The organism is Capsulimonas corticalis (genome assembly GCF_003574315.2).
GTDB classification, from domain to species: Bacteria; Armatimonadota; Armatimonadia; order Armatimonadales; family Capsulimonadaceae; genus Capsulimonas; species Capsulimonas corticalis.
In genome coordinates this window covers 3,775,247-3,787,673 of sequence record NZ_AP025739.1, presented here as the reverse complement: position 1 = coordinate 3,787,673, position 12,427 = coordinate 3,775,247, and the positions used below count along the sequence as shown (strand labels likewise).

The 12,427-nt window shown below is 63.0% G+C and carries 7 protein-coding genes; 4 read left to right on the top strand and 3 right to left on the bottom strand.

Going from position 1 to position 12,427, the window contains the following annotated elements:
* Positions 1-23 precede the first annotated feature (23 nt).
* The 3 genes from D5261_RS16190 to D5261_RS16180 form a co-directional block, all read right to left on the bottom strand.
* Positions 24-2,765, bottom strand: coding sequence for a carbohydrate-binding protein (locus tag D5261_RS16190; protein ID WP_119324320.1), 2,742 nt, complete (start codon positions 2,763-2,765; stop codon positions 24-26).
* 71 nt (positions 2,766-2,836) lie between these two features.
* Positions 2,837-4,555, bottom strand: a complete 1,719-nt coding sequence (argS, locus tag D5261_RS16185; RefSeq protein ID WP_218025744.1) for an arginine--tRNA ligase — start codon at positions 4,553-4,555, stop codon at positions 2,837-2,839.
* Positions 4,556-4,581: 26 nt separating this feature from the next.
* Positions 4,582-5,601: a DUF1385 domain-containing protein gene (locus tag D5261_RS16180; protein WP_165864576.1), complete on the bottom strand. Its 1,020-nt coding sequence runs from the start codon at positions 5,599-5,601 to the stop codon at positions 4,582-4,584.
* 159 nt (positions 5,602-5,760) lie between these two features.
* Between D5261_RS16180 and D5261_RS16175 the strand changes: the two genes are divergently transcribed.
* The 4 genes from D5261_RS16175 to D5261_RS16160 all read left to right on the top strand — a co-directional run bounded on the left by D5261_RS16175 (position 5,761) and on the right by D5261_RS16160 (position 12,079).
* A complete protein-coding gene (locus D5261_RS16175; protein ID WP_165864577.1) occupies positions 5,761-6,615 on the top strand; it encodes a tetratricopeptide repeat protein in 855 nt (284 codons plus the stop codon).
* A gap of 333 nt (positions 6,616-6,948) precedes the next feature.
* The gene (locus D5261_RS16170; protein WP_119324324.1) at positions 6,949-8,325 is read left to right on the top strand and encodes a tetratricopeptide repeat protein; all 1,377 of its coding nucleotides are present in this window, start codon (positions 6,949-6,951) and stop codon (positions 8,323-8,325) included.
* A gap of 11 nt (positions 8,326-8,336) precedes the next feature.
* Complete coding sequence (locus D5261_RS16165; RefSeq protein ID WP_165864578.1) at positions 8,337-10,184, top strand: tetratricopeptide repeat protein; 1,848 nt, start codon at positions 8,337-8,339, stop codon at positions 10,182-10,184.
* Positions 10,185-10,495: 311 nt separating this feature from the next.
* The gene (locus tag D5261_RS16160) at positions 10,496-12,079 is read left to right on the top strand and encodes a flagellin N-terminal helical domain-containing protein (protein ID WP_301002538.1); all 1,584 of its coding nucleotides are present in this window, start codon (positions 10,496-10,498) and stop codon (positions 12,077-12,079) included.
* The last annotated feature ends 348 nt before the right edge of the window (positions 12,080-12,427 follow it).

The following is a 12,427-nucleotide window of genomic DNA, read 5'->3' as shown; positions in this document are numbered from 1 at the left end:
AGCGCTTCCCGGCGGGCGTTCTTTCAGCGTTTGGCGTTTTCGTTCCGCTCGGTCGGCGCCGGCGGCGGCGTGGTCTGATCGATCGGCGGGGGCGTCAATCCATTGGGATGAAATTCGACGCGGCTCAGGCACAGCGCATCGATGTCCAGGCGATACCGATTGTCCTTCGAGCGTCCGGTGACATCGATCGTCAGCGTATGCCGCTTGGCGTCGAGCGTCGTTTCGCCGAGATTGGTCCAGACAAACCCGCCGCCATAGGACGGCCCTTCCGCCGGCACGTCATGCGTATCCTGCACGGCGGCCCCGTCCACGGAATAAGTAAACGGCGAAGCCGTGCTGGAATCCAGCGGCGAACCGGCGAGCCAGATCGTGTATCGCCCAGGCGCGTTGACGCTGAAGTTATAAGTCGCGTGATACCCGCTGTCAACCGCCGTGCCGTGCTGCGAATCTCGATCCGTGTCCAGCGAGAGGTAGGAGCCGCCCGACGCGTTTTTGGACGCCGCCAGAGAGTCAAATGTGAAGTCCGAGGCCGCTTCCCCCTCAATCCAGGCGTACGGCCGGAGCGATTCCGTGAGCTGACTGATCAAGCGCGTCACGAGCGAATAACGCAGATCGTCGGAGCCCGGATTGTCGGCGATGGAGTTATTCGCATAGAACAGCGAATCCTCGTATCGCTGAGTCGCGATGTGCTGCGCCTTCGCGACCTTGATCAGACGCGCCGCCTCCGCCGCCGCTTCGTCCACAAGCTCCGTCGGTCTCGGAATACCCTTGACATGCGAAACCAGAATCGGCTCCGGTCCCAGCGGCAAAGTCCACACGCCGTTCTTCCCTTTGATCTTGAGCGGGATCCCGCGCGCATCCGTCACCACCGGCGGGTAGGTCTGATTGAACGGGAAGCGAACCTCGCGCACCGCGCTTTGCCCGGTCCAGACCGCCCATGTTGAAAGCCCCGGGTCCTGCGCCGGAACGCGGTAAACCTGAATGACCGTTTCCAGTCCCATGGAAAAGGCGCTGCTGGAGCGGAGCGTAGGCAGCCACCAAACTCCGTCGGGAAAGTGGCGGGGACGCGCGGCGATCTGATCGGACTCTGCGGGATACCACAGAATTGGGTCGGGATCTTTTTCGCGCATGTCGCCGAGTTCCTGGAGCGACGCCGCGTACGATCCGAGCCAGCCCAATTGGTCTGTCTGCGACGCGAGGTTCGCGCTCGCGAACTCCGCTTCGGGAAGCCGCTGCAAGGCGGTGGTAAAGAAGCCGCGCGCGCCGGAATCCTTGAGGTAATCGAAATCGTCGAAGAGCGAGCCCTTCGTTCCATACCCCGAATCCTTTTGCTCCGCCGCGTTCTGCGCGCCGAATGTGTTGCTCACGATCAGCCAGGTCGATTTCGGCGTATCCTCGGACTGGGCGTACGTAAAAAGCGCGGACTGTTCGGCCAGCGCCCGCCCATGCCCAAAGGCTTCGATCCCCAGCCCATCGTAACCGCCGTCCGTGGCGTCGTTCACAAACAGGGAGTCGAATTTGGGCGCGCGGTAAACGACGGGAACGTCGGCGACGCTGGTCTTCAGCACGGTCGCGATGGAGTTCATGTAACGCCGCAGCGATTCCGTGCGGAACTTCGTGAAGTCCTCCCAAAAGCCGTTGGCGATGCGCGGCTTATTGAGAACTTCATAGATCTTTCCGTCCACGGGATCATAAAGTCCCGCCACGCCCTTGGTCTGAAGCCAAAGCGGGATGCATCGGGCCACGACCGTATAGTCGGGAATATCCCGGTCCTTGACGCCCCATGCCTGGTTGACGTCGTTCACATTGCGGTGGTACTTGGTCTGCAGCCACGCCTGAAACTCCAGCCGAAAGCCGTCCGAAGTGGGGATCAAGCTGTCCGCATCGCCGTTGACTCCCAGCTGATCGGTCAGCGGGTCCAAAAAGAAGCGGAACCCCGCCCCCAGCTTCACTTTCCCAAAGTAGGTGAGCAGGCGGTCCCGGTAGTCATCGTATCCCTGCCAGAGATCCGGCATGCGGCTCTCGGGCGTCCCATCGGCGAAGAGGCGCTCCGGGTAAAGCAGCAGCACGCTGTCGTCGCTCGCCGATCGCAGCGTCGCCACCGCCGTGGTCCCCTCCTGCACCTTCGCCTTGCCGGTTTCCTCAATCTCGCCCTTCTGCGCGGACGCAAGAACATAGGTGGCGGAGATCAAACCGTCGACATGCGCAAACGTCGTGGACGGGCCGGGGCTGGCGTCCCGGTAGACGGCTGGATGAATGACATAACCCATCAGCGGCATCGGCGCGGGATCGGCAATCGCGATCCCGTAGCGGAATTCGTTCTGATCCAGATAATCGATCACGCGCTGCGCGGCGGCGGGAGGCACATGGGTCAGGCCGCGCGCGCCGGCGTACAAATACAGGTCGTGGACATGCTGGGCCTTGATCGCATCCAGCGCCTTGACATCCTTCGCCCAGTTCTCCTCGGTCTGACCTTCCGCCCAGTAATGCGGGGTAAACGCGCCGCCGACGGGGAGATAAGCGTCGTTGTCCCAGCGCAGCATATGGCTGGGGGTAATCATCCAGGCGTGCTTCTTGCCGGACGCGTCATGATACTCCCCGGTCGTCACATGCTTCTGCGGCGGAGCGGTGACGGGGGGCGCGTCCACGACGGGAGGCGGAGCGGGGGCCGGAGTTTGCTGAGCCGAGTCTTTTGAAGCGGCGGCGAGCGCCGGCGCGCCGGCGACGGCGAGGAGCAGAGCGAGGAGTGAGCAATAGATCTTCATGGAGCCTTTATCCGCCGGGATGCCTGGAAGCCGCCGCGCCCCGCGCATCGAAAGCGCGGGGCGCGGCGAACTTACATCCGCTCGGGAGCGGAGACTCCGAGCAGGGCAAATGCATTCTTGAACACGATGCGTGTCGCATCGATCAAAACGAGCCGGGCGCCGAGCAGCTTCGGATCGTCGGTAACGACTCGAAGCGCGGGATTGCGATTGCCGGCGTCGTAAAAGGTATGGAATACGGCGGCCAGGTCCCGCACGTACTGCACCAGCCGCTGCGGCGCGGACTCGCGCATGGCGCCCAGCGTCTCTTCCGGGAATTCGGAGAGCTTCCGGATCAGGTCCGTTTCCGTCGTCTCCGTCAGGACGGTCAAATCGGTGTCGCCGGCGGACGGCGCGGACGCGCCCGCCTGTTCCTTGGCGCGCTCCAGCGTCTGCACGATCCGGGCGTGCGCGTACTGGATATAATAAACGGGGTTGTCCTTCTCCGTCTTCTTCGCGAGATCCAGGTCGATATCCAGATCGGTGTTCGGAGAGCGCATCAGGAAGAAGATACGCGCGGCGTCCTTGCCGATCTCCTCGATCAGGTCGGACTTCAGCTCCAGCACCGCGCCCTTGCGCTTGGAGGAGCGCACCAGTTCGCCGTCCTTGACGATCCGGACGAGCTGATAGAGCAGAATACTGATGCGGCTGGGATCGTACCCGAGCGCCGCGACGACCGCTTTGGTGCGGGCGACATAACCGGCGTGATCGGCGCCCCAGACGTTGATCGCCTCATCAAAGCCCCGGTCGAACTTGTCTTTATGATAGGCGGCGTCGCCCGCGATATAAGTGGCGGTTCCGTTCGCGCGGACTAGAACCCGATCCTTGTCGTCGCCGAACTCCGTGCTGCGAAGCCAGAGCGCGCCGTCCTTCTCGAAGGTATGGCCGCGCGCCGTCAGTTCCTTCACGGCGGCGTCCACCCGGCCGTCGTCGTGCAGCGACGATTCGCTGAACCAGTTGTCGAAGCGCACGCCGAAGGCGTCTAGATCCGCCTTCTGCTGCGCGATCATGCCGTCCTGCGACAAAGCGCGGAAGGTCTGAGTTGTTTGAGGATCGTCGAGGTCCGCGCCTTCAAACTCGCGCCCATGGACCTGGATGATCTCCCGGGCGATGTCCGCCACGTAATCGCCTTGGTAAAGCCAGTCCGGCGGCTCATCGCCTTCCACGGGCGGCTTATCGCCCAGCAGCTCCAGGTATCGGTAGAAGACGGACTTGCCGAAGTTGATCATCTGCACGGAGTTCAGCGCGTCGTTGATGTAATACTCACGCGTGACGACGTATCCGGCGGCGTCCAGCAGGGACGCCATCACGTCGCCGATCGCGGCGTTGCGCCCGCCGGCCACGGTGATTGGGCCGTTCGGATTGGTGGAGACGAACTCCACTAGGACTGTCTTGCCGGCGCCCGCCTGAGATCGGCCGTAAGCGTCGCCTTCGGTCTCGATCCGGCGCAGCACGTCGAACAGCCAGTCAGGGCGCAGGGTGAGATTGATAAAGCCCGGCCCCGCAACTTCGGCCTTCTCGATCAAGCCGCCGCCGATGGGCAGATGGGCGACGATCTTCGCGGCGACTTCCTGCGGCGGCAGCCCGAGCGATTTCGAAAGGGTGAGCGCCACATTGGTCGCCCAATCTCCATGCTCGCGGCTCTTCGGCGCCTCCAGCACCACGTCGGGAACCATCTCTGGAGCCAAATCCCCGCTGTCCTTCGCCTTCTGCAGCGCGGCGGCGACCGTCGCCGCCAACTGTTCTTTGATCATAAATTCCTTCATCTCTCCGGCAAGTGTTAAATACCCAGCAAGCGGCCAAACGGCGGCCAGTGGCGCGCGACAAAGCTGACAACGCCCGCGAGCGCCGCATATCCGATCAGCACCTGCGCCAGTCCCATGCTCCAAATCCGGCGCGCCAGCCGCATCGCCGGCAGCCGGTGGACGGTCGCGACGGCGCGGCGCTCCAGCACTTCCCGCGCCGCGCGGATCCCGCTTTCGATCTGCTTATCCGTTGCGGGACGAGTCGCCAGCCAGTACTGGAGGAATCCCCCCACCGTGCGCCAGTAGCGCAGCGCGACCGGCGCGGCGAGGATCACGCCGAATGTCGCCGAATCCGCTACGGTGAACGCATGCGCCATCGCCGCCGAGAAGACCGTCACGAAGATCGTCAAAAACAGGATCATCGCCGCATAGAAGTTGGTGCCGCAGCGCGGATGGACGCGCGGCATGCTCCGCACCATCTCCGGAACAACCGGCTGGCCGCGCTCGACACAGTGCACCACCTGATGCTCCGCCGCATGCGTGCCGGCCAGCGGCAGCATCCGCAGCACCACGAAGACCAGAAGCAGCGGGGTAAACCCGATCAGCTGCTCGATCCCGGCCATCAGCGGAGTTAGGTGGAGGTAGAGCTGAGGCCAGCGAAGGAACAGCAATGGCAGCGACAGATCCGCCCATGTCCCCATGCGGCTGCACAGCGCCTGGACAAAAACCGAAACGAGGCCGAGCACAACGCCGGTAAGCACCAGCCCCCAGAAGCCCGCGCCGCCCGACGACACGCCGTCGGTCAGGTAAACCCCCAGCGGCGTCGCCATGCCTCCCAGGCGCGGCGGCTCGGCCGGCTCCGCCACCGGCCGGACGAAGTGGCCGATCAGGGCGCCGGTCTCGGGATCAAATACGGGAAGCGTCGATTCGCCAACCTGACGCAGCGCGTCGGCGGCCTCGGCAAAGGTCGTCGACGACGCAAAGGCCGGTTTCCCGTCACTCGCGCCCAGGCCCGGCGGCGAGGTGAAATCTTCCGGCCGATCACTGGTCTCCATCGAATTACTATACCAAAAGCCGCCGGGTAAAGTCAACGCGAGGCGCCCTGTGGAACGGGCCTGCATTCGCCGATACTTAACATAGAAACCCGGTATTTACACCGGGGATTTTATCTCAGCCCGCAATTTTATCAATCGTATCGAATGCAAGGAGATTTCATGAGCGACATCAACGAACAGATGAGCGGCGACGCGGCGATATCCGTACCCTGTGAGCGCGTCAAGACATGGCGCGAGCGGATGGAGGCGCTTGCGCCGCGCGCCGACGGCCATCTGCGCGTCGGGATCGCCTGGGCCTCCAGTCCCGAAAGCCGCGAATCGCTGTCCAGCCGGCTGACTGATTGGGCGCCGCTGGGCGCCGTCCGAGGCGTCGTCTTCTTCAGCCTGCAAAAAGGCGCGGCCGCCGCAGAACACACCGCCGCTCCCGTCAGCCTGGCCCTGATCCGTCTGGAAGGCTCGATGGAGAGCCCGGACGACATCGCCGTCATCGAAAACCTGGATCTAGTGATCTCCGTCTGTCCCATCGTCGCCAACCTCGCCGAATCCCAGGGCGTTCCGGTCTGGATCGTGCATCCGAACACGGAAAACCCCGCCGTGATGTTCAAGCGCATCGCGGACGAGCTGCGGCAGTGGTCGCGCATGGGCGATGTGGATATCTGCGTCGCGCAGGCCGACGAGCAGATGCTTCAGGGCAATCCGCAAGCCGCCGAGCAGCGTCTCTGGCAGCTCCTGGGCGAAGCGCCCGAAAACGTCGGCGTGCTCAACAGCCTGGGCGTGCTGCTCTGGCATGACGGCCGCACGGAAGAGTCGCTGACCCTGCTGCTCACCGCGCTGGAGCAGGACCCGCTGCACCGCGACACCGTACTCAACTGCGGCGATGTCTTCCAAACCCTCGGCCGCGATGAGGACGCGCTGGCGCTCTACGCCCACTATTTGCAAGCATTCTCCGACGACGTCGAAGTGCGCCAGATCCAGGAATGCGTCGCCGCGACGAAGGTTGGGGTTACCGCCTAATACGCTTGCGCGCTCCCGAGTGACCCACCCCGGTGGTTCGCGTATTCCCTTGCAAACCCACCCCCGGCCTTCGGCCGACCCCTCCCGCGACGAGAAGAGTTGGTAGGATTGCCTCTGACGAAAGCGGCCTGCGATAACACGCTCTGAAATCACCCTTCCCGTCGCGGAGGGGTCGGCCGAAGGCCGGGGGTGGGTTTGCAAGGGAGCACACGGAGCGCGGGAGGGAGTTGCCAAGGCGACCGAAGGCCAGGGTGAGTTCCCCAAGCGGCCGAAGTTAAATTTGCCTGCAATGAAACGGGATCACAACGCGTCACGAATATCAAGGACCTTTCTATGATCGTCGCCACGGACCGTCTGCAAAGCGCGCTGAACGCGCATCTTGCCGGAGATCTGCGCAAGGCGGAAAGCCTCTATCAGAAACTCCTCCAGAGCCAGCCGGGCAATGCGCGCGTCTGTTATTTGCTGGGCTCGCTCTACGCGCAGCGGCGGCAGACCAATCTGGCGGTCGCCATGCTGCGGCGCGCCGTCGCGCTCGATCCCCTGCTTGCGGAGGCGCACAATAATCTTGGGCGGACGCTGGAGGACGCGGGCGATAAGGACGCGGCGCAGGACAGCTATGCGCGCGCGTTCACGCTGGCGCCGGGCAATCCCGACTTTGCGTGCAACCTTGCGGCCTTGCGCGAAACGCTGGGAGATCACGAAATGGCGCTTGGCCTCTACGACCACGTCCTTTCCCAAACTCCCGATCACGCCGACGCCCACTGGAATCGGGCCTTGATTCGGCTGCGAGGCGGCGACTTCGCCGGCGGATGGCCGGACTTTGAATGGCGGTTCGCGGCCCCGGGCGCGCGCCGGCGCGAATTCTCCACACCGCAATGGCGCGGCGAACCGCTTGCCGGGAAGACGATTTTTGTCCACGCCGAGCAGGGGTATGGCGACACCTTTCATTTCGTGCGCTACCTACCCTGGCTCAAATCTCAGGGAGCGCGCGTGGTCTTTGAGTGCCACGACGGAATGAAGTCCGTTCTCGCGGGCTGCGACGGTTTCGATCTGCTGACGGAATGGTCCGAGCACTGGTTTGACGATCACTTCGAAGAACTCGATTGCCAGATTCCGCTGCTCAGTCTTCCGGGAATCGCCCAGACCGAGACAAACACGATCCCGGCGGAAATTTCTTATATAAAGGCTGACGCGAGTAAGGAACAATATTGGGGGGAGCGCCTGACGGAGATCGCCGGGGGCGCCATACGTGTCGGCGTCGTGTGGGCAGGCAGCCCAAACCAGAAAAACGACGCCAACCGTTCGTGCCGTTTGACGGATCTCGCGCCAGTGCTGGCGATGGACGGCGCGCAATTTTTCAGTTTGCAGCGCGGGCCGGCGGCGCGGCAGATCGCGGATTGCCCGCACGCAAATCTCTGGGATCTTTCCCAGGAGCTCGAAGATTTCGCCGATACGGCGGGCGCAATCGCGAACCTGGATCTGGTCATTTCCGTTTGTACATCCGTCGCGCACCTGGCGGGAGCGATGGGAAAACCCGTCTGGACGCTGCTGTCCGAACGCGCCTGCTGGCGCTGGATGCGGGACCGCGACGATTCGCCCTGGTATCCCACAATGCGCCTCCTGCGCCAGCAAATTCTGGGCGACTGGGCTCCCGTCGCCCGGCGAGCGGCGGATCTTCTTGCCGAAGCGGCGGCTTCAGCGAAGCCATAAAGGACACGTCATTGACCAATAAAGATGCGGAGCGACTGTTCCGCTCCGGCGAAACGAAATTTCACAAGGGCGACTTTCTCGGCGCGCAGCCGTGCTATGAACTCGCGCTGACCCATGATCCTCAGCATGTCATGGCGCTCTGTCAGCTCGGTTCGATCCGGATGAACCGCTCGGACTTCGCGGGCGCCGCGCCATATTTCGAGCGCGCTCTCGCTCTCAATCCCAGCATGGCCGGGCCGCACAACAACTACGGCGTCGTACTGAAAGAGCTCAAGCGCTTCGCCGACGCCGCACATCACTATCAAGAAGCGATCCGGCTCGATCCGAAGATGGCGGAGGCGTACAGCAATCTCGCCGTCGCGCAGCTGTTCGTCAATGAGTTCGACGACGCGCGCCAAAATCTGTACCGCGCGATCGAGCTGCGGCCCACCTACTATCCCGCTTATTGGAATCTGGCGTCGCTGCTGTCGCTGGAGGGACGGATCGACGAAGCGATGCAGACGTACGACGCGATCCTGCGCTTGATGCCCGACCACGCCGACGCCCATTCCAATCGCGCGCTGCTCCGGCTAACACAGGGCGATTTCGAGAACGGATGGGCCGAGCATGAATGGCGCTTCGCCGCCCACCCCAATCAGGTCCGGCCGCCGCACGCGCCGCGCTGGCAGGGCGAGCCGCTGCCGGGAAAAACCATCCTGGTCCGCGCGGAGCAGGGTCTGGGAGACACGTTCCAATTCGTTCGGTATCTGCCGTGGCTCAAATCGCTCGGCGCGAATGTCGTGCTGGAATGCCAGGTCGGGCTGGAAAGCATCCTCTCACGCGCCGGCCTGGCAGATCGGGTGATGGAACGCTCGCCGGAGGGAAACGCGTCGCTGCCTCCCTGTGACTTTGAAATCCCATTGCTCAGCCTGCCGATGATGGCCGGGACCAATCTTGAGACAATTCCCGGCGCTACCCCCTACCTGTCCGCCGATCCGTCACGCGCGGCGCAATGGAGCCGCGTTCTGGGCCGACCCGGCGAAGGCGGCCTCAAAGTCGGCGTTGTTTGGGCGGGAAGCCCGGAGCATCAGAACGACGCGGCGCGCTCCATGAGCCTGGCGTCGTTCGCCCCTTTGTTGGACACTCCCGGCGTCACCCTGTTCAGTCTGCAAAAGGGCGACGCCGCCGGGCAATTGTCCCAGCTTCCCGCCGGCGCGCGCGTCGTCGATCTGGGCAGCCGCATTCAGGACTTTGAAGATACGGCGGCGATTGTGGAGAACCTCGATCTGGTGATTGCGGTCGACACCTCCGTCGCTCACCTCGCGGCGGCGATGGGCAAGCCCGTCTGGCTTCTGCTCGCCCTGGTTCCCGATTGGCGCTGGCTGCTCGAGCGGAGCGATACCCCGTGGTATCCCGCCATGCGCCTGTTCCGGCAGACCACCCGAAACGGATGGAGCGCTCTGATGCGCTATGTCGCCGCCGAGGCCGCGCGGCTGACCGAGCCGGCCCGGTCCGTGGAGGAACAGCTGGCGCGAATCGAAAGCATCGTCGCCGTCGGCGATCTGGAAGAGGCGCGCCGCCGGCTCACGGAGATCATTCGGCTTGCGCCCAATAACGTACGGCTCTTGAACACGCTTGGCGTCGTGTGCTGGAATCAGGGAGAAACCGAAGAGGCGCTGAAATCGTTTCTGGCCGCTCTGGAGATTGATCCGTCCCATCGGGACACCGTGCTCAACTGTGTGGAAGTCTTTCTGGCTTTCGGTCAGCATCCCGACGCCGAGGCGCTTTGCCGAAGCTACCTGACGCGGGACCCAGGCGACTCCGAAGTCTCCGCCCTTCTTTCACAGATCACCATCCCCGCCGTATCGAACGCGGCGTAAAAACCTGGTATTTCTTTGGTAACCGAGCCCTACAGAATAGAACGAGGCCATCCGAAGATTAGGGATGTAACGAACGAATGATGGTGGAGAAGCTATGTCGGACGGAATGCAAGCTCTCAAGGCTGCAGCTCTAAATACACGAATAGCCGCCTCCGCTTTTCCCAGGGAAAGCTTCTCGAGCTGCTAAAAGGTCAGGCCGGCCGCATCCCCGTCAATCGATCTCGCTGCAAAAAAACATGGCAGGAAGCCATTCAGTCACGAGGGTCCAGAGAGAAATTAGACACTCAAAGGACATCATGGAGGAAATTTAAATGTCTACTCGTATCAACACAAACACCACCGCGTACATGGCCGCTCAGAACCTGAGCAACAACAGCGATAAGCTTTCTCTGAACATCCAGCGCCTCTCGTCCGGCATGCGCATCAACTCCGCCGCCGATGACGCCGCCGGTCTGGTCATTTCCCAGAACATGAAGGCGCAGTCGGTCGGTCTCACCCAGGCGACCTCCAACACGAACGACGCCATCAACGTCGCCAAGACGGCCGAAGGCGCCATGGGCCAGGTCCAGTCGCTCCTGATGTCCATGCGACAGCTCGCCGTCCACGCCAGCAACGCCGGCGTCAACTCCGCCGCCGATGTCGCCGCCGACCAGACACAGCTCGCATCCGCCCTGCAGTCCATCGACCGTATCGCGACCACCACGCAGTTCAGCAATAAGAAGCTGCTCGACGGATCCGCAAGCTCCGCCGCCACCACCACCAGTGGTGCGGCCAGCGTCACCGGAACCGGAAACAGCGCCGGACTGACCGTCGTCGCTCAGGGATCCTGGTCCGCCGCCAACACCTTCAGCACGGCCACCATCACCGGCGCCACTCAGTCCACCACGATCTCGGGAGCCACCGGCAACTCCGGCGCCGACGCCTTCTTCAACGGCTCGCTGACCATCAACGGCCAGGCCTACACGATCGGCTCCGCCGGCAACAACCTGAACGCCGCCGGCATCACCAACGCCATCCAGGCCAGCGGATACACCGCCAGCCTCGACGCCACCAACGGTCACCTGGTCCTCACCTCCACCGCGGCGGGAGCCGGCGCAGCCGCTCCGGTCGTGGACATGACGGGTCTGAGCACGGCGGCCCTGGCCACCGGCGCCGCCACCGCGTCCAGCACCCTGACGAGCACGGACTACCGAGGCGCGGACGCCACGATGAACATCGGCGGCGGTTCGGGTATCACGAGCGTGGCCAGCTCCACGCAGAACGGCACGTCCTCGTTCACCTTCGCCAACGGCACGGTCGTCACCTCGACGACGGCGGTCGCGGCGGTGGCGGCGGAGACCTCGGCCTCGACGAACGCGGCGACCACGCCGAACTCCAGCGCCAACCTGCTGACCGGCTCGAACACCTTCAAGACGGTGGCCGGCACGAGCACCACGGGCCAGGATCTGGAGTTCCAGATCGGCGCCAACGAAGGACAGACCGCTTCTTCGCGGATCGCCAGCGTGGCGACAGATCAGTTGGGCAAGAGCGCGGCGAACTACACGGACGCCAACGGAACCTCGCAGCAGGTCTTCACGGACAGCATCAAGAATATCGACCTGACGACCTTCAAGGGCGCCCAGGACGCGATCGCGGTCATCGACAAGGCGATCTCGGATATCTCGACGGCCCGCGCTTCGATCGGCGCGTTCCAGTCGAACGTGCTTCAGTCCAACGTTCAGTCGCTGGGCATCGCTTCCCAGAACGTTCAGGCTTCCATGTCCTCGATCGTGGACACGAACCTGAGCTCGGAAATCGTGGACTACACGAAGAACCAGATCCTGGTTCAGGCGGGTACGTCGGCTCTGGGACAGGCCAACCAGGCGCCTCAGGCCATCCTGAAGCTTCTCCAATAATTCGGAGCGGTTCTCCATGGGGAGATCACATCGCCAGGGCGGCGCGGACTTCGGTCCGCGCCGCCCTTTTCTTTGTCTCTCCTCGGGCGCCAAAGCGGAATGTTTTCACGAATCACCGATTTCGCCGCACATCACGGTACATTTACCAGTAACGAATTCCAGCATTTCCGCCAGGTAGATTCCCAGTCAATAATGCTTATAAAAAGTTATTCAAAAACACGGTAAACCAACCTATCTTTATTGATGCATTACCCCGAACATATGAGTGTACCAAGCAAGGAGCTGCAAAGCGAGAAGCGGCGTACAAAAATCAATGGCAGGAAGCCAACCACGCACACCGTATCCTAG

Coding starts and splice junctions, on each gene's coding strand:
- D5261_RS16190 (WP_119324320.1), bottom strand. CDS start 2,765: ATGAAGATCTATTGCTCACTCCTCGCTCTGCTCCTCGCCGTCGCCGGC.
- argS (WP_218025744.1), bottom strand. CDS start 4,555: ATGATCAAAGAACAGTTGGCGGCGACGGTCGCCGCCGCGCTGCAGAAG.
- D5261_RS16180 (WP_165864576.1), bottom strand. CDS start 5,601: ATGGAGACCAGTGATCGGCCGGAAGATTTCACCTCGCCGCCGGGCCTG.
- D5261_RS16175 (WP_165864577.1), top strand. CDS start 5,761: ATGAGCGACATCAACGAACAGATGAGCGGCGACGCGGCGATATCCGTA.
- D5261_RS16170 (WP_119324324.1), top strand. CDS start 6,949: ATGATCGTCGCCACGGACCGTCTGCAAAGCGCGCTGAACGCGCATCTT.
- D5261_RS16160 (WP_301002538.1), top strand. CDS start 10,496: ATGTCTACTCGTATCAACACAAACACCACCGCGTACATGGCCGCTCAG.